The 17,857-nt window shown below is 59.3% G+C and carries 17 protein-coding genes and 2 tRNA genes; 6 read left to right on the forward strand and 13 right to left on the reverse strand.

The genetic code is table 11. The annotated features are described in order from the left end of the window. Positions 1–23: 23 nt before the first annotated feature. The 3 genes from QP982_RS04780 to QP982_RS04790 form a co-directional block, all read right to left on the reverse strand. Positions 24–767: a zinc ribbon domain-containing protein gene (locus QP982_RS04780; protein WP_284870266.1), complete on the reverse strand. Its 744-nt coding sequence runs from the start codon at positions 765–767 to the stop codon at positions 24–26. 5 nt (positions 768–772) lie between these two features. After that, entirely contained in the window at positions 773–1,960 is a 1,188-nt protein-coding gene (locus tag QP982_RS04785; protein ID WP_049192886.1) for a Nif3-like dinuclear metal center hexameric protein, read from the reverse strand. Between the two features lie 69 nt (positions 1,961–2,029). Then, positions 2,030–3,163: an aminotransferase class I/II-fold pyridoxal phosphate-dependent enzyme gene (locus QP982_RS04790; RefSeq protein ID WP_049170167.1), complete on the reverse strand. Its 1,134-nt coding sequence runs from the start codon at positions 3,161–3,163 to the stop codon at positions 2,030–2,032. Positions 3,164–3,198: 35 nt separating this feature from the next. Between QP982_RS04790 and QP982_RS04795 the strand changes: the two genes are divergently transcribed. Together QP982_RS04795 and QP982_RS04800 are read left to right on the forward strand one after the other, a co-directional pair. Beyond that, positions 3,199–3,879, forward strand: a complete 681-nt coding sequence (locus QP982_RS04795) for an HAD hydrolase-like protein (protein ID WP_049170165.1) — start codon at positions 3,199–3,201, stop codon at positions 3,877–3,879. Between the two features lie 68 nt (positions 3,880–3,947). Then, entirely contained in the window at positions 3,948–4,451 is a 504-nt protein-coding gene (locus QP982_RS04800) for a low molecular weight protein-tyrosine-phosphatase (protein WP_369707166.1), read from the forward strand. Here the strand turns inward: QP982_RS04800 and QP982_RS04805 are convergent. Then, positions 4,448–5,029, reverse strand: a complete 582-nt coding sequence (locus tag QP982_RS04805; protein WP_042388795.1) for a GtrA family protein — start codon at positions 5,027–5,029, stop codon at positions 4,448–4,450. The two genes, QP982_RS04800 and QP982_RS04805, sit on opposite strands and share 4 nt — an antisense overlap. A 135-nt stretch (positions 5,030–5,164) precedes the next feature. On the opposite strand from QP982_RS04805, the gene QP982_RS04810 reads away from it, so the two are divergent. After that, positions 5,165–6,151 (forward strand): SURF1 family cytochrome oxidase biogenesis protein, encoded by a 987-nt coding sequence (locus tag QP982_RS04810; protein WP_049189600.1) that lies wholly within the window; start codon positions 5,165–5,167, stop codon positions 6,149–6,151. Here the strand turns inward: QP982_RS04810 and QP982_RS04815 are convergent. The 4 genes from QP982_RS04815 to QP982_RS04830 all read right to left on the reverse strand — a co-directional run bounded on the left by QP982_RS04815 (position 6,148) and on the right by QP982_RS04830 (position 8,391). Next, positions 6,148–7,143, reverse strand: a complete 996-nt coding sequence (locus QP982_RS04815) for a cobalamin biosynthesis protein (protein ID WP_370449428.1) — start codon at positions 7,141–7,143, stop codon at positions 6,148–6,150. The two genes, QP982_RS04810 and QP982_RS04815, sit on opposite strands and share 4 nt — an antisense overlap. Continuing rightward, entirely contained in the window at positions 7,109–7,714 is a 606-nt protein-coding gene (locus QP982_RS04820; protein ID WP_126108112.1) for a zinc metalloprotease, read from the reverse strand. The genes QP982_RS04815 and QP982_RS04820 overlap by 35 nt, the downstream gene beginning before the upstream one ends. 71 nt (positions 7,715–7,785) lie before the next feature. Continuing rightward, positions 7,786–7,857: transfer RNA gene (locus QP982_RS04825), tRNA-Val, on the reverse strand. 123 nt (positions 7,858–7,980) lie between these two features. After that, positions 7,981–8,391 (reverse strand): DUF3052 domain-containing protein, encoded by a 411-nt coding sequence (locus tag QP982_RS04830; RefSeq protein WP_005511050.1) that lies wholly within the window; start codon positions 8,389–8,391, stop codon positions 7,981–7,983. A gap of 276 nt (positions 8,392–8,667) precedes the next feature. On the opposite strand from QP982_RS04830, the gene aceE reads away from it, so the two are divergent. Together aceE and QP982_RS04840 are read left to right on the forward strand one after the other, a co-directional pair. After that, positions 8,668–11,424: a pyruvate dehydrogenase (acetyl-transferring), homodimeric type gene (aceE, locus tag QP982_RS04835; RefSeq protein WP_049170155.1), complete on the forward strand. Its 2,757-nt coding sequence runs from the start codon at positions 8,668–8,670 to the stop codon at positions 11,422–11,424. Continuing rightward, a complete protein-coding gene (locus QP982_RS04840) occupies positions 11,424–11,789 on the forward strand; it encodes an acyl carrier protein (protein ID WP_049170153.1) in 366 nt (121 codons plus the stop codon). The genes aceE and QP982_RS04840 overlap by 1 nt, the downstream gene beginning before the upstream one ends. Here QP982_RS04840 and QP982_RS04845 read toward each other — a convergent pair. From QP982_RS04845 to QP982_RS04860, 4 genes are all read right to left on the reverse strand, one after another. Then, positions 11,765–12,388 (reverse strand): DUF3145 family protein, encoded by a 624-nt coding sequence (locus QP982_RS04845; RefSeq protein ID WP_049170151.1) that lies wholly within the window; start codon positions 12,386–12,388, stop codon positions 11,765–11,767. The genes QP982_RS04840 and QP982_RS04845 overlap by 25 nt on opposite strands. Positions 12,389–12,655: 267 nt before the next feature. Continuing rightward, the gene (locus QP982_RS04850) at positions 12,656–13,510 is read right to left on the reverse strand and encodes a serine hydrolase domain-containing protein (RefSeq protein WP_049189602.1); all 855 of its coding nucleotides are present in this window, start codon (positions 13,508–13,510) and stop codon (positions 12,656–12,658) included. Between the two features lie 10 nt (positions 13,511–13,520). Then, complete coding sequence (locus QP982_RS04855) at positions 13,521–14,903, reverse strand: dicarboxylate/amino acid:cation symporter (protein WP_016423084.1); 1,383 nt, start codon at positions 14,901–14,903, stop codon at positions 13,521–13,523. Between the two features lie 317 nt (positions 14,904–15,220). Next, positions 15,221–16,864 carry a DHA2 family efflux MFS transporter permease subunit gene (locus QP982_RS04860; RefSeq protein ID WP_080969555.1) on the reverse strand — a complete coding sequence of 548 codons (1,644 nt, stop codon included), beginning with the start codon at positions 16,862–16,864 and terminating at the stop codon, positions 15,221–15,223. 257 nt (positions 16,865–17,121) lie between these two features. Between QP982_RS04860 and QP982_RS04865 the strand changes: the two genes are divergently transcribed. After that, positions 17,122–17,195 (forward strand) — tRNA-Ile (locus tag QP982_RS04865). Positions 17,196–17,215: 20 nt separating this feature from the next. Here QP982_RS04865 and QP982_RS04870 read toward each other — a convergent pair. Then, a complete protein-coding gene (locus tag QP982_RS04870) occupies positions 17,216–17,782 on the reverse strand; it encodes a thymidine kinase (RefSeq protein ID WP_048732776.1) in 567 nt (188 codons plus the stop codon). Positions 17,783–17,857 lie beyond the last annotated feature (75 nt).

The raw sequence follows: 17,857 nt of genomic DNA on the forward strand, positions 1-17,857 counted from the left end.
CGCTTGTCTGCAGCCTGGCTCATCTACTTGCCTTTCACCGCTCCCAGCGTTTCCGCACGCACAATCATCGCGCCGCATTCAGGACAGAACGTCACTTCTTCCGGCGCGAGCGTGGTGAATTCATGCACGGTTCCGACATCGAGCTCCATGAAGCAGGATCCGCAGGTGCGTCCGTTCAGGCGTGCAACGGGGATGCCGTTAGCAAGCGCTAGACGACGGTAAAGCTTGGCTGCCGAACCATCAATAAGCTTGTCAGCCTCTTCGATTCGGGTCTCAGCGATGGAAATGCGCGCAATGAGGTCAACCTCGGCGTCGTTAAGCCTTTGCTTGGCAGCGACGATGTCATCGTGCGCCTCATCGGCGTCGTATTCGTGCTCAGCGTCGACCTGATAGGCCTCCTGCATGCGCTCATACTGCTGGAGTTCCTGTTCAGCGCGTTCGCGGCGCCGCTTGGTGGAGCGCAGGTCGTGTTCGAGGTCACGGCGCGTGGATGCGTCTTCTGCGGCACCGAGCGACAGACGATCAGCCTTTTCGCGGGCTTTCAGCTTGTTGATGTCCGATTCCAGCTTGGCAATATCGCGGCCGATATCGGAGGCGCTGAGCTTGGAGCGCGCTGCCTCACTGGTCTGACGGCTGTGCTTTTTGCGCAGCTCCTGCAACTCGGCACGCTCGGGCAGAACGTTCTGGCGGGCGGTGAGCCCATCCAACAGAGTTTGGTTTTCCGCCTTTTCCAACATCGCAACTTGGATTTGTGGACTAAGCCTCATGGTCTTCACTTCCTTGCCTGTGTCGACGATTCTGCCACTGTCCAGGGATCGGTGCGCACCTCAAGGACCTCGGTCGCGACCCCGAGCCTCTCGGCCAGGATCTCTGCGGCCTGGTAGCACCAGGGGAACTCGCTGGCCCAGTGAGCCGTGTCCACCACGCAGAAGTCCGCGGTTCGCAGTGTCTCATCGACAGGATGATGCCGCAGGTCAGAGGTAACGAACGCATCGACGCCCATCTTTGCCACAGTGTCCAGGAAAGAGTCACCTGAACCAGATGCGACGGCAACCGTGCGAATCATCCGCTCCGGATCGCCTGCGCCTCGCACGCCCCATGCCGTTGCAGGCAGGCGCTCAGCCACACGGGCGACGAATTCCTTAAATGGCATCGGCGTATCCAGCGTGCCCACTCGCCCAATGCCCACAGCCTGCTGCGGATCCAAGCCGGTGGCCTGATTGTCCACGATGTCGAAGGCAGGCTCCTCATACGGATGCGCTGCAACGAGAGCCTTGACAATCGCCGCGCGCACGGACCGTGGCGCGACCATCTCCAGGCGTACTTCCTCGACATACTCAATCTGCCCCTCGGCACCGATGAAGGGATTCGCCCCGCTCAGCGGGCGGAACTGGCCGCGGCCGTTAATGCGAAACGCACAGCTGTCGTAGTCGCCGATAGTGCCCGCGCCCGCCTCAAACATGGCTTGCGCGACCTTATCGACGTGATCTGCCGGAACCTTCACTGTCCAGGTATCCAAGCCGGGAGCCGGCTGCGGAGCTAGCGGCGCACCCGGTTCAACTCCGAGAACCGTGGCCAACTGGTCGTTGACACCCGGTCGGGCGCTGTCAGCGTTGGTGTGCGCTGCAAAGAGAGCCACACCTGCCCGAATCAGCTTATGAATAATCCGACCCTTCGGTGTATCCGCCGCCACGGAATTCACACCACGCAGAAGCAGCGGATGGTGCACAACGAGCATCTGAGCACCGGAGGCAATCGCGCGATCTGCAACCTCGTCAGTGCAGTCCAGCGCCAACGCGATGCGACGCACCTCATCCTGCGGGTCACCGCAGATCAGGCCAACTTTATCCCAGCTCTCCGCCAGTGCCGGCGGGTAGGCCGCGTCCATCGCCGCACGCACGTCGGCAACGGTCACCACCGTGTTATTGCCCTCGGCACGGGTCTGCGCAGAGTCCGTCATACATCCATCCCTTCAACATGCATTTCTCTCCAGCTTCTCTTCCAGCGTAGTGAACTCTGCCCCGACCCATCAGTTCTGCGACAGCAAATCCGCTACTTCCGCAATGAGCCGCCGCACACTTGTCTCGTCTCGCACAGCCAGCCGCCACCACGAACCGTCCAAACCGGCGAAGGTGTCGCAACGCCGCACGGCTACTCCGCGCGCAGCGAGCCGCTGTCTCAGGCGCTCGTGCTTGACGACGTCAACCTCCGCAGCGTCCGGACCATCATGCGTGCTCAGGGCAACCCCCGGGCGCGCCAGCACAAAGGGAGCCTTGGAATCCAACACCTGCCAGCCGGCGGCTACTAACAGCTGTGTCATAGCCTCGCGCTGCTGACCAATCTCAGCGCGGATTTGTGGCAACAGCTCTGCCTCGCGACACGCGATTGCCGCCATAGCGGTAAGTTGCAGCGTGCCCAGTGGCCAGTGCGGACGCAGTCGCCCCAACTTCGCCAGGAGCTCAGGGGTTCCCAGTGCGTAACCACAGCGCAGGCCTGCGATTGCCCAGGTCTTAGTCATGCTGCGGAAAACGATGACATTATCGGGGATACTGTTCGCTTCCCCCGGCCTGCAATCAGCTAGTGAGCACCGCCGAATAATCTCACCATCGGCGACGTCCATAAATGCCTCATCCACGACCAAGATCCCACAACGGCTGGCGAGCCCCCGCAGGTCATCCGCTGAATGAGCAACACCGGTGGGGTTAGTCGGATTGCCGATGATGACCATCCGACCGTCAAGCTGCTGGGAATGCGGGGAGGAGGCGTTCTCGTGGACGTCGGCAAGCGTAGGCGTGAGCGTGTACGGCGACGGTAGTACCAGCGAATCCACCCCGACTCCCGCGGCGCGGAACGCGGCTTCAGGTTCGGTGAACTGCGGCTGGACGATGGTGGCGGGCAAGCCCAGGTGCGGCAAGAGCGAAAAGCCCTCGGCGACGCCGTGGAGAAGCAGTACCTCGTCGGCGCTGCGATTGTGGTTGGTGGCAATGGCAGCGCGGACGTCGGCATCGAGCTGCGCAGACGGATACGCGGCAAGTTCTCCGAGGGACGTGGCCAGCGAGTCCTGCAGCCACTGCGGTGTGGTGCCGTGAACATTGACGGCAAAGTCCAGGTCAGCGCCATGGGCGGCCTGATCGCCGTGATAGCGCAGCGGGTCGTCTAACATGCCATCCAGCCTAATGACCTTTTAGGATGAACAATATGTCCACTGGCCATCGCCCCACTGTCCTTATTGATGTCGACGGCACCATCGCCGATTCTCTCCCCGCAATCGCACATGGGTTCCGCCTTGCATTGAAGGCAATTGACCACCCACTTCCGCCCGAGAGCTTTATCAACACGATCCCCGGCCCGCCAATGGTGGAGACACTCGCATCCCTCGGACTTTCCGACGAACAAGTCGACCGAGCCTTCGCTGTGTACATGGAGCATCAACACGCCGGTGCTTGGCAGCGTGCCGAGATGTTCCCCGGCTGGCCGGAGCTCCTGCGCGATTGGCGGGCAGCTGGTGTCCAACTAGCCACTGCGACGTCCAAGGGCGACTACTTCGCCCGCAAGACCCTGGACAATTTCGGGCTTCTCGACGCCTTTGACTTCATCGGCGCCGCCAGCGACGACGGCTCACGACAGACTAAGACTGAGGTCATTGAGTACACGCTCAAGGAGTTGGGCATTGAAACCGATGAAGCAGTGCGTCCGCACGGTTCGGTCGTAATGGTTGGCGATCGCATCCATGATTTTGAGGGCGCCGCACAGTTCGGCATCCCCGCCATCGCTGTTAAATGGGGCTACGGCTCGGAATCTGAGTGGGCATCGGCAGCGGCGGTGGCGTCCTCGCCTGAGGACCTGAATCGTGTTGTGCGGGAAATGTTGTATCTTTAAGACTCGTCAACGATTAGTGACAATCCTATTTTTATTTTCCGAGAAGTTTGGTTTTGCCTATTATGCTTATGAACTCGTCGCATCGTACTGAGTCCGTGTACGTCGTGTTTGTCTGCTCCGGAAATATCTGCCGCTCCCCCATGGCTGAAATCATCGTCCGTGACGCGGTTGAAGCCAATGCGCTTGCCGACGATGTCCTGCTCGCCTCCTGCGGAATCGGCGGCTGGCATGTCGGAGAACCCGCCGACGAGCGAGCACAAGCCGAGCTGGAAAATGCTGGCTACGATCCGAACCACACCGCGGCACAGCTGGGCGATGAGCACATGGATGCAACGCTTTTCATCGCCATGGATGAATCGCACATCAATGGTCTACTCCACGCTGGCGTGCCAAAAGAGAAGATTCGCCTGATGCGCTCCTTCGACCCGGCATCCCCGAAGGGGGCCGTCGTGGCCGATCCTTACTACGGAGGTCCGGAGGGATTCGTCCGCACTCGAAACGAAATTGAGGCCGCGACGCCGGGAATCATCGCATGGTTGCGTGAGACTCTGGCGCTGGCCTCTGAGCGCTAAGGTTTCAAAACAACCTTTTCTTTTGTTTTGCTGGCATTGCCCCGGTTTCGAAACGCCCAAATCTTATTCAAGATGAAGTTAGCGGGCGTGCCCAAAATAACGCCGATAAGGTTTGCCCAGTAGAGGCGGTTTCTAAAGCCGGTGGAGTCGTCGAAAATATCCACCGGCAGTGCCAGCGGCGAGGTGGGGTTAGTCAGCAGCGTGATGACTACCAGGTTCACAATCAGCGCTGAGATACCTGCAAATAAAAATGGGAAGAACTGCCTAAACCAGTTCGGGCGATTGTCAGTTCGGAAAGTCCAGGACCGGTTGAGCTGGAAGTTCCAGATGTTAGCCACGACAAACGCCAGAGTTGCATAGACGTGGGAGTAACGGATATTCCACCGCGTTCCGAACAAGTTCATAAACACGTCGTGCTCATTGGTGCCCAGACTGAGACCCAACTTGCGGGCAATAATCACGACAATCAGGTTGACAACCACACCTGTGCCGCCGACCAGACCGAACTTGATGAACTGGCGCGAGACTGTGCTGAAGCGGCGTGAAGGCGAAGATTTCGCTGTTTGCGTGCCCACCACGACACCTCTCTTTCCATCTATCCCGGGTAGATTCCCCGTCAAATACGCTCAAACAACTTTACCCGAAGTTCACTCAATCTCCGCACCGCCAATCACCTGCCGCTCTAGTGCCATCCACACCACCGGGTAAGCTCAATGAATGTGTTTAAGAATGTGCGCCAGTTTCTGACCCCTGGATGGGTTCTCACTGCGATTGTCGCCATTGCGTTTTCCTATCTCGCATTTACTGTTCTGGCTCCGTGGCAGTTGGGTAAGAACACCGCGACGCAGCATCGCAATCAGCAGCTTGAGCACTCATTCGAGCTCGACCCCGTAGATGTCAATGAGCTAATGCCCAAGGGCAAAGGCTTCGTCGAGGGCAACGAATGGCGTCGCGTTACCGCCACCGGGTCCTTCCTGCCGGATACCCGCGTACTATTGCGTAACCGCCCAGTAAATGGCGCACCCGCTGTCCAGGTACTCGATGTCTTCGTCGCTAACAATGGCGAAAACTACCTGGTCAACCGTGGCTTTGTACGCCCTACAGACTCCAGCACCCCCAATGTTGAGCCAGCCCCGAAGGGCACCTTGACTATCTCGGCCTTTACCCGCCGAAACGAGATTCCCGCCGAGACCGCTCCAATCGCCGGCACCCCGCCGCAGGTCTACGGAATCAATACCAAGGAAGTGTCCGAGCTAGTCGACACCGAACTCAACCCCGATTGGCTTCAGCTCTCGGACAAATCCGATGCCGTCATCGAGGCCATTCCGCTGCCCACTCTGGAGTCCGGCCCCTACCTCTCCTACGGCATTCAATGGATTTTCTTCGGCGCTCTCGTGCCGCTTGCCGTCGTCTGGTTCATTCGCGCTGAAATCGTCGAGCGCAGACGAGACCGCGCGGAGCAGGAGGAGATGGCCAAGAACCTCCGCGACGCCGAAGCCGCGGAACCAGTAGATGACGCTGATGCCACCGAGGCCGCAACACCCGAATCGGACGACGACGCCACTCCGACGCCTCCGCCGGCTAAGTCCGACGAGGATCGCGCCGCCGAGCTGCACCGTCAGCGCATGGCGCAACGCTACGGCAACACTGGCCACCGCGCCGCAGGTTATCGCGATAACCGATACGACGAGCGTTTCTAACTCTCAGCTCGCGCTTTCACGCGTCGGATACATCCGGCAATTACTGCTGCTCCGGCGCAGCTGAGCGCAACAATGTTTTGCACTCGCTTGCTCAGCCCTGCGGCACGCCGCACATCGGCCACCGCAGGCCTCCGACCACTGCCAAGCACCGGGCGCATCTCCACTCCGCTGGGATACACCGTCGCGCCGCCCAGCTGCAGCCCCAGCGCGCCTGCAGCGCTTGCCTCCACGACGCCCGCGTTTGGACTTGGGTGGTTGCCGGCGTCTCGTCGCCACGCTACCAATGCTTGACGACGGTCCGGACCTGCAACCACAGTTGCGACAGCTGTAAGTCTCGCGGGGAAGAACCCGGCGACGTCGTCAAGCCGTGCACTGGCCCACCCGAACTGTCGATAGCGAGCGTTGCGGTACCCCACCATCGCGTCGAGGGTATTAGCCGCTCGATGAGCGACCACACCAGGAGCGCCTGCAATGGCACCCCACATGAGAGTGCCGGTGACTGCGTCGGAGGTATTTTCAGCGAGCGATTCGACGGTCGCTCGGGCGATGCCATCAGCGTCGAGAGCTTCCGGATCACGCGAACACAACCACGGCACAAGTTCGCGGGCGGCATCGATGTCGCCGGAGGTGAGTCGGTCAGTCATGCGCTCGCCAGTACGGCGGAGAGTGGTGCCGCCGAGCGAAGCCCACGTGGCGGCAGCCAGCGTGAGACTCGGTGCGACTGTGCTGACTGCGGCGGTAAGCGCTACCGGTGTGGCCACGGCGATTGCGGTGAACGCCACTCCGCGCGCTTTGGAGTCGGCGTAGATTCGGCGCTCAAGTTTGCTGACGGCCTGCCCGTAGAGGGCCACCGGATGGTGATTGGTGGGGTCTGCGAAAATGCGGTCAAGTGCATACCCCACTGCGATAGCCGCACCACGCCGCCAGAGGTGTCGACTTCTGGCATGTGTACGCAATCTAATCAAACTGTCCCTGCAGAACGGCTGCGACATCGAGCGGAGTGACATGCGCTGCCGGATGGCGGTGCTGCGATGCAGCCATCAAGGTGTAATCACAAGTGTGCCGGATACCGAGCAAGTGCCCAAACTCGTGGGCAAGAGTGCTGCGAATTGCATCGGGATAGAGAGTGGAAGTAACGAAAACCGTCATCTCCTTACTAATTTCCGATGCAGAAGCTAAGACTCGCGAGTCCGGCCTTGGCACATAGCGAACGTTCACAGTATCCGAATCAGCCTTGTCCTTGGTCACTTCCCGAAGCACTACCTTGCCACCGAGCTTTTCATTCCACTCTTGAGTAGCAGCATCTAGCTGTGCGCGGTACGGAAAATCCGGGGCAACAACGTAATCCAAAGTGCCGTCGGCAATGTAGGAAGGCATCTGATCCGAGAGATGGAGAATCGACGGATTATCCACCGGCTCTCCCGCATCTGCAGCCTTGACCATTGCTTTACAGGTGGCCGAATCGATTATCGGTTTACCATCCCCGCCGATTGCGTAGGCGGGAGCGCCCGCGAGCAGAGATCCGACAAAAACAATGGTGGCAAGCGATTTTGTAAAACGCACAGACCGGAAGTTTAGCACAAACAAAATCCGCCCGGATTCTCCATTACAAGAATCCGGGCGGATTATGTCTGTGCGGCGAGAGGGTTTCGAACCCCCGACCGCTGGTGTGTAAAACCAGAGCTCTACCGCTGAGCTATCGCCGCGCTGCTGCGAAACTCTAACACACGGCAAACATAGATTGCCAATTGCGCACTACAAACAGCGTTTATGTAGATTGTTTCAACAGCTCAGCTAGTAGCCGATTCAAACGAGACAGCTAAAGCCGGCTAACTAGAGCGCTGCACCAGGCAATTGCCCTGCCAATCCCCCAGCCGGAGCGCCGAGGTGTTGGAGAAACCTGCCAGCTGTGCGGACTCGTCAATCACGCCAGGATCAATGGCACCCGGCTGACCAGCGCCCGGCGTGAGTAGCCAAACGCGACCTTCATCCTCCAAAGGGCGGGAAGCATCCACAAGACCATCGACCAAGTCGCCGTCTTCTTCACGCCACCACAGCAATACGACGTCGACAACTTCATCCGTGTCTTCGTCGAGCAGGTCTGCATCCAGGAAATTCTCGACCGACTCACTGATTGCTGAGTCACAGTCTGTATCCCAGCCAACCTCCTGGACTAGCTGACCTTCCTTGATGCCGAGCCTGCTCGCATATTCATGAGCAGCGCCTGTGGCGTTGACCACTTCCCTTTTCCTCCTCTAGAAAAACTATTCAGCTCGATTTTTCGAACTATGTGCAGGAATTTTACCGCTCAAATACATTTTTCACAGCTGCAAAATAAGAATTTCCCCAAAAAGGTGCAGTTTTCGCAGTGTTCTTCGCAATGTTCGTCGTAAAGCCAAGCGGATTATTCAGTGAAAGCGTGTGTAAGAAACGGCTGGGGGCACAACAAACGATTCAGAAGTAGAGTGGAGAAAAATAACCTTTGCCTTTCCTTCAGGGACTGAAAGGAGCTCACAATGTCCGATACATCGTCAGGTACGCCACAAGCCCACTCTGATGAGTCAAATTTTGCCCTTATCCGTGATGGGGTCGCCTCCTATCTCACGGATGCAGATCCTGAAGAGACCAAGGAGTGGCTTGAGTCTCTCGACGGCCTGCTGGAAGAGGCAGGTCCGGAACGCGCACGCTTCCTCATGCTGCGGCTGCTGGAACGTGCCACGGCAAAGCGCGTGGCCCTACCGCCGCTGACCTCGACAGACCTCGTCAACACCATCCCGACTGAGATGGAGCCAGAATTCCCAGGCGATGAGGACATTGAGCGCCGCTACCGCAAGTGGATCCGCTGGAATGCGGCAATTATGGTCCATCGCGCACAGCGTCCAGGTATCGGCGTGGGCGGACATATCTCCACCTATGCGGGTGCCGCACCGCTTTACGAGGTCGGCTTTAACCACTTCTTCCGCGGCAAGGACCACCCAGGCGGCGGTGACCACGTCTTCTTCCAGGGCCACGCTTCGCCGGGCATGTACGCCCGTGCATTCCTAGAGGGGCGCCTGACCGAAGAGGACCTCGACGGTTTCCGTCAGGAAGTCTCCCTCGGTGAGGGCAATGGCCTTCCCTCCTACCCGCACCCGCATGGCATGCCGGAGTTCTGGGAGTTCCCGACGGTGTCTATGGGGCTGGGACCAATTAACGCTATCTACCAGGCCCGTTTTAACCGCTATCTCCACGACCGCGGCATCAAGGACACTTCCCAGCAGCACGTTTGGGCCTTCCTCGGTGACGGCGAAATGGACGAGCCGGAATCCCGTGGTGCCATTCAGCATGCGGCGCTGAACAACCTGGACAACCTGACATTCGTCATTAACTGCAACCTGCAACGTCTCGACGGTCCGGTGCGCGGTAACACCAGCATCATCCAAGAGTTGGAGTCGTTCTTCCGCGGCGCTGGTTGGAATGTCATCAAGGTCGTTTGGGGCCGCGAATGGGACGAGCTCTTCGCCAAGGACAAGGACGGCGCACTAGTCGACCTGATGAATAAGTTCTGCGATGGCGATTACCAGACGCTGAAGGCTAACAACGGCGCTTGGGTGCGAGAGCACTTCTTCGGCCGTGACCCGCGCACTGCCAAGCTGGTCGAGGACATGACCGACGAGGAGATTTGGAACCTCCGTCGCGGTGGCCACGACTACCGCAAGATTTACGCTGCCTACAAGAAGGCCTTGGAGACCAAGGATCAGCCGACTGTCATCCTGGCGCACACGGTTAAGGGCTATGGCCTTGGCCACAACTTCGAGGGCCGCAACGCGACCCACCAGATGAAGAAGCTAGCACTCGACGACCTGAAGCTTTTCCGCGATAACCAGCGCATTCCAATCTCCGACGAGGAGCTGGAGAAGGATCCCTACCTGCCGCCGTACTACAACCCGGGCCCGGAGTCCGAGGAAGTGCAGTACATGCTGGAGCGGCGTAAGGAGCTCGGCGGTTTCGTGCCGGAGCGCCGCACTAGCTACGAGCCTCTGACAGTGCCAAAGCCTGAGAGCCTGAAGAACCTGCTCAAGGGATCAGGTAAGCAGAAGGTTGCCACCACTATGGCGACGGTGCGTGTTTTCAGGGACCTGATGCGCGATAAAGAACTCAAGGACCGCTTCGTGCCCATCATCCCTGATGAGGCCCGTACTTTCGGCATGGACTCCTGGTTCCCGACGCTGAAGATTTACAACCCGCACGGCCAGAATTACACTCCGGTCGACCATGAGCTGATGCTGTCCTACAAGGAAGCGAAGGACGGCCAGATTCTGCACGAGGGCATCTCCGAGGCGGGCTCTGTGGGCTCGTTTACCGCTGTCGGCTCAGCGTACGCCACCCATGGCGTGGCCATGATTCCGCTCTACATCTTCTACTCGATGTTCGGTTTCCAGCGCACGGCTGACTCCATTTGGGCCGCTGGTGACCAGATGTCCCGTGGCTTCCTGCTCGGCGCTACAGCTGGTCGCACGACGCTGACCGGTGAAGGCCTGCAGCACATGGACGGTCACTCCCAGCTGCTGGCGGCTACGAACCCGTCTGTGGTCTCCTACGACCCGGCGTTTGCCTACGAGATTGCCTACATCGTCTGCGACGGTATCGACCGCATGTACGGGCCAGAGCGCGGCGAAGATATCATCTACTACCTGACTATCTACAATGAGCCGACTTCGCAGCCGGCCGTCCCGGAAGACCTCGATGTCGAGGGGCTGCTTGGCGGTATCTACCGCTTCCGCAAGGCTGAGGGCGACAAGCATGTCAACCTGCTGGCTTCCGGCATTGGCATGCAGGAGGCGCTGCGCGCCGCGGACATCCTGGAAGACTACGGCGTGGCTTCCTCGATTTACTCGGTGACATCGTGGAATGAGCTGGCCCGCGATGGGCACGAGCGTGACACTGAGCGTCTACACAACCCGACTGAAGAGGTCGACGACGCCTTCGTTACCCGCCAGCTGTCCGACACCGATGGGCCGTTCATCGCAGTGACCGACTTCCAGCGTGCGGTCCCGGAGCAGATTCGCAAGTGGGTTCCGGGTGACTACACCGTCCTCGGCACCGACGGCTACGGCTTCTCGGATACCCGTCCGGCCGCTCGCCGCTACTTCAACTCCGACGGCGAGTCAGTCGCTGTTGCGGCCCTGTCCGCGCTGGCACGCGCTGGCAAGCTCGACATGGATGTCGCCCAGGAAGCCGCTGAAGAGCTGCAGATTACCGACCCAACTGCAACCATCCAGGACGCTGAATAATGACCTCAAGCCTTGGAGATCAGCTCAGCGCCCTACTGGGCACACAGGTCACCGGCGCCGGTGACGCTGGCGATGCCTCACCTAATGCAGCGAACGGGGGCCCGAAGAAGAGTTCCGCCGACGCTGACCTGCCCGCAGGTCTTCACGGCGAGGTCGCGGCAATCGTCAAAAAGATGGCTAACGACGAGGTGGAGTCCTTAGAGCTCTCCACCCCGCTGACCGACTACGGTTTTGACCGCCTAAGCGTCGTAGAGTTGGCCGTCCGTTGCGAAGAAGAGCTGGGAGCCCGCGTTGAGGACGAGGACATTTCCTCGTTTAAGACCCTCGGCGATGTAGTTGACTACATCGCCGCCCGGCGCGGGTAGAGCTGCAGCACGTTAGCTGCCTCTACCCCACCAAGGTCTGCGTTGCCAGCGGTCGAGTTGCCGCTGGCACTGTCGGTCCCGGCAGGGGTGGACGTCGTAAAGCAGTCTTCGGGGGCGTAGCCTGCCGTCATCATGCGCATCGGCTCTAACACGCGGTCCCACGGCCCACCGATGGCCGCGTCGAGGGCACCTTTGATATCGCCGCCGCGCGCCATGATGGAACGCAGTGCGTCTTCGTTGACCACGATGTTTCCGGCGGCATCGGTCTGTCCGGCGAAAGTCCCCAGCTGCGGGGTATGGCAGTAGCGCATACCGTCGATGGCGTAGCCGTCATCATCCACGGCTGGGTCTTGCGCCAGCTCGAAATAGAGGCGCGGCCACCTAGCCAGGTTGTCCACCAGTGTGGCGATGGTGTCAGCACTTGCAGTGAAAGGCACCTCGGCGCACAAAGTGGCATCCTGGTCGGTCGCACGCCAAATATCCCGGCCTGGCTTAGTGCCATCGGGCATGCTGAGTCGGGCCAGCGCCCACGTGATGTGTGGTTGCAGCGGCCCTGGCATGCTGTGAATCCACAGAACGCCTGAAAGCTGGGTGCGCATAGACGAAGGTCCTCGGAAAAGTTGCGGTCAATTGGTGTAAGACGAGATTCGTCTTCCCCTACGAACTCATCCAACGACACTTGCCACACTGCAGAAAAAGCACTGCGGTAAAACAACACTTCTGAGGTTTACGTTGCACGTGTTTATGATTGTTATTTCCGAGACGGCTGCTGGCAACCCTCAAGTTGTCCTTAATCCCCCAGATGTGATTTAACGCTGAGACGAAAAATCGGCGCCGCAAGCGACGCCGGCTTACTCCACATCCCCTTAATCCTCAGCGTGTTCTTCCAGCTCACTCCAGAGTTCGTCGTTGAAGTCGGCCCATAGAGGCTTTGCCCACTCGCCGAAATCTCGGTCGGTCAGCGCGATTGCCGCCCGTCCGGTTGGACGATGCAGCCACAGGAATGTGCCCGCTTGCCCAAAATGGCCTGCGACATCCTTGGGCATCGAGGCACCAAACCACAGCCCCTGCTTGGAATCGGGGTGCCCGAAGATTTCAAAGCCCAGGCCCCAATCGGCCGGACGTTGCATACCATAGCCAGGCACAACACCATTCAGCCCCGGGAACTGCACCGTCAACGCCTCAGTCACGGTATCGGGATGCAGAAGAGTCGGGGCGAGAATCTCATCGACGAAGGCCATGAGATTAGCGACGCTGCTACGCGCGCCATGCCCTGCCGATCCATCCAGCACGGAATCTGACATCCCCAGCGGCTCAAACACGGCCTGGCGCAGGTATTCACTAAACGGCATGTCTGCCTCCGCAGCGATGGCATCGGCGATGATTTCAAAGCCCGCGGAGGAGTAAATGCGCCGCTCCCCTGGTTCTTTTTCCAGCTCACGGCTGGCAAACCTCACCCCGCCGGCGTGCGCCAGAAGGTGACGCACAGTCGCGCCGTGACCGGGTGGCGTGAGCTCTTGGTCGAGCTCCACCGCGCCCTCCTCGACGGCCACAAGCATGCCCACAGCGGCCAGTAACTTGGTCACGCTAGCGAGCTCAAAAACGCGACCGCTATCACCGTGGGTATGCCAACTGCCATCGTCGGCACGCACGGCAGCCGCGACCGTGTCAACTGGCCACTGATCAACTTGCGCAAGAACAGAGGGCTTCCAAGAAGTCATGTCCTCAAGACTACGCAAGCGTGGCGGACTCGGATTTTTCGGCGGACTCGGACTTCTCAGCAGGCGCGTCTGCAGACTCGTCGTCCGACTCGTCGGCTGGCGACAGGTCGGCGTTGGCGCTGGCGTCCCACTCGTCCTTGTCCCAGATTCCCGCACGCTTTGCGACGACCAACGGGACCACAGCCTGACCGGTGACGTTCACCGCAGTGCGGCCCATATCCACGATCGGCTCGACAGCCAGCAGGAGACCGACGCCGGCGAGTGGCAGGCCAAGGGTCGACAGAGTCAGGGTCAGCATGACAGTAGCGCCGGTGGTGCCAGCAGTTGCTGCCGAACCGATGACGGAGACGAAGATGATGAGCAGGTAGTCCGTGAAGTCCAACGGCACACCGTAGAACTGCGAGACGAAGATAGCCGCGATAGCCGGGTAAATGGCGGCGCAACCATCCATCTTCGTGGTGGCGCCCAGCGGCACGGCGAAGGAGGCGTACTCATCCGGTACTGCCAGACGACGGGAGACAACGCGCTCAGTGACCGGCATGACGCCCATAGACGAACGGGTGAAGAAGCCGAGCGAGGTCACTGGCCAGACGCGACGGAAGAAGTCGATTGGGCTAATGCCATGAATCTTCAGCACAACTGGGTACACAACTGCGATGACCAGGAACAGACCAATGTAGATGGCAATGGCGAACTTGCCCAGGCTGCCGAGTGCTTCCCAGCCATACTCAGCGACGGCGTGGCCGATGAGGGCTGCGGTACCAATCGGTGCCAGACGTATGACCCACCACAGGACCTTCTGCACGATGGTCAAAAGAGAGCCGGAAAACTCGATGAATGGCTCAGCCTTCGGGCCAACCTTCACCGCGGCGACACCGAAGACAATCGCGATGACCAGCAGCTGCAGGACGTTGAAGTTCAGCGATCCAGATACAGCACCGTCAGATTCGCTGATCTTCACGCCAAGGCCGAGGAAGTTCTGCGGGACAATGCTCTGCAGGAATCCCCACCAGGAGCCCACGGAACTCGGCTCTTGCGCTGCCGAGGCATCCACACCAGAGTTAACGCCCGGTTTGATGACCAAGCCCAGCACGATGGCGATGACCACCGATACAAAGGACGTAATGGCAAACCAAATCAGTGTCGAAACAGCCAGCTTGGCTGCGCCTGCGACCTGGCGCAGGTTGGCAATCGACACCACGACCGCGGTGACCACCAGCGGCGGGATGAGCAGCTTCAACAGCGTGACGTAGGTACTGCCGACCTCGTCGAGCGCTGTGCGCAGCGAGGAGTCATCGCCAGTACTGCGGGCCATGAAGCCCAAAATGAGACCAATAATCAGGCCATAGACAACTTGGGCACCGAAGCCGGTCGCCCATTTAAATTTATTCACTTTTCCTCCTGGAGTTTTATTTCTCTGAAAACACTTGTGCCGCGCCTTATGCCGTCTGACAAATGCGCGCGACGGGATCCGAGGCCGCTGAGCTCAGCCTCGAAGAGACAGGCGCAGCGAGGCGGAAGCCCCGAAGTGTTTAGCGACAGGAGGAAGTGGAGATTCGGCCGTAATCGAGCCAACGCCGCTTTGTGAGCATTTTCATGTTGGTCATTTCTATCTAGCAAGTCCGGTCAAGAGACAAACGATAAGACTGCCACGATTGATGTTGTGACACCAATTTCCAACACGGCCCCTCACCCGAATATTCCACATCGCTAATTCGATTTCTCAGCCTGCCTGCGCAACTGCAGTACCTTCAGCGAGCAGAGGAAGCCAATAGTCAACGCGCCGACAGCGGAATACAGCGCAAACTGCGTGGCATGTGCAAACGCATTTGTCAGCGGCACCAACACACCGTCGGGAGCACCCTGCGCACGCAGACCAATCAGCATCGAGCCGGCGGAATCCTTCAGCCCCTGCCCCATCTGCTCCAGGCCCGGCGACAGCTTCGCGATCTCACGATCCAGCCCAATCGTCAGCGCCATACCACCGAGCGCAGCACCGAGCGCCGAACCAATCTGCCGAATCGTCGACTGCGTTGCCGATGCCTGCCCCGACAGCCGCACCGGAATATCACCAAGCACCAACGAGGTCAGCTGCGCCGATGCCAGACCAAGACCCAGACCGTAGACAATCAATGCAAACACAACCAGCCACAGCGGCAGGTCAACGCGCTCTTCGGCCGCCAACTGCAGCGAACCAAAGACCTCGAGACCAAGGCCCACAATCACCACACCGGCCGGGGTAATCCGAGCTGCCAGATGACGCGCCATGGCACCTGCGAAGAACGCACCGAGAGCCATTGCTGCCAGGACCAGGCCGGTTGCGATCGTCGATAAGCCAATCGCCGACACCAGGTAGAGCGGCAGCACGAAGACCAGCGCGAACTCACCCACCGCGACAAGCATCGCCGTGGTATTCCCCCAGCTGAACGTGGCGTAGGAGAACATCGACACGTCCAACAGCGCAGGATCCGCGTTCTTCCGACGACCGTTTTCCCACAGCACGAAAGCGACAAGCACCACCGCACCAACCAAGAGCGTGACGACGGGTGCGGAGGGAAAAGCAAACCCTATCTTGGCGCCCTGAATGATGCCGAAGACCACGGCGCCAAAGCCGATTCCAGACAGCACCAGCCCAAGGACATCGAAGCCACCCGCGCCATTGGTATCGCCTGCGGTGTTCGGCACCCAGCGCAGCGCAAGGACGAAAAGCACGACGGCGATAGGCACGTTGACCCAGAAGATAGCTTCCCAACCAGCAAACTGCGTAAGCACGCCACCCAGGAGTGGGCCGACTGCTGCAGCACCAGACATGACCGCACCCCAGATGCCGAATGCGGTGGCACGATCTTTATCACGGAATAGTGCGTTCACGCTGGACAGTGTTGATGGCAGAATGCACGCGCCACCAATGCCTTGGATGACGCGGGCAATGACCAGTGGCGCCAAGGCTGTGGAAAGTGCGGCCACGACGGAGCCGACCGTGAAGATGACCAGACCGACGAGAAAAAGCGTTCGACGGCCGAAGCGGTCGCCAGCGCGGCCAGAGGTCAGGAGTAGTGCGGCGAAAACGACGGAGTAGATTGTGGTGATCCACTGCGCGCCCACGATGTCGAGACTCAGCTCCGAAATGATGGTCGGCAATGAAACACCGACGATGGTGCCGTCCAGGACGATCATGCCGAGGCCAACCGCGAGCACGAGCAACCCCCACCATCGCTGTGGTGAGGCCGCGAACTCAGCGATCTGATCCTCGTTGGCGATTGCCATGACGGGGGTGCCCTTCGCTTTCGCTGTGGCACCGGCTTGTGCGTCGGCTGAGACGTCGGCGCTGCTCAAGGGAGGTTTTGTACTCATAGGATTAATGCTAGAAGTGTCCAAGCACTGATTCATCAACCGAAAGTCGTAACTTTGCGGAAAGATCAACTTCGTTGAGAACGAGGATTGCCTTCGTTGGCACGGAAATACTTTGCTTCATTGAAACTGTGCAATGGCAGCCGAACCCGCTGGGTATAGGGCTTTTATCACCGCACGGTGGCAGATTGCTATGATGCTATGAGGTTTTGGGCACTGGTTCATAGTGCTTAATTGTCACTTCACAATGCCCAATCCTTGCCCCTATAGCTCAGTCGGTTAGAGCAGAGGACTCATAATCCTTTTGTCGCAGGTTCGAGCCCTGCTGGGGGCACTAAAAACTCCGGGTTCACCTCACGCCCACTTCCCCGACATCCGGTTGTAACAGCTGGCGCACAGGGAGATGTACTTCGGCGCTTCGAGTGCCTCAATTTCCACGGTTTCGCCGTCGAGGATAATGCTGCCGTCCGGATTCAACCGTGCAGTAAAGATGGCCTTCTGCCCACAAGTGCAGATTGTCTTAATTTCCTCAATGGTGTGGGCAACTTCGAGCAATCGCTGGGAGCCTGGAAAGGCATGGGTGCGAAAGTCGGTACGCAGACCGTAGCAGAGCACCGGAGTACCGCGAAGGGTAATTCCCAGCAACTGATCGACCTGGTCAGGGGTAAGAAACTGTGCCTCATCGATGATTAGACAATCGTAGCCGTCGGCAAGCGAGGAGAGGTCATCGCCATCGTGGATGAGGTGCGCGCGTTCCGCGATTCCGATGCGGGAGTGCACGTCGCCGTCAGCCAAAGTATCCACGGCCGGCTTGGCGATCAACGGCCGCATATCGCGCTCGCGGTAGTTGTGGGCGACGCGGAGGACCTCGATGGATTTTCCGCTGTTCATGGTTCCGTAGCGGAAGTACAGTTTTGCCATAGCCATCGATTGTAGGGCATCGATTCGCGGGCTCTGACGGCTGTAAACTCGGGCCGCCAACACGGATTTGAATTC

The sequence above is a fragment of the Corynebacterium sp. MSK019 genome, assembly GCF_030232425.1.
GTDB classification, from domain to species: Bacteria; Actinomycetota; Actinomycetes; order Mycobacteriales; family Mycobacteriaceae; genus Corynebacterium; species Corynebacterium jeikeium_D.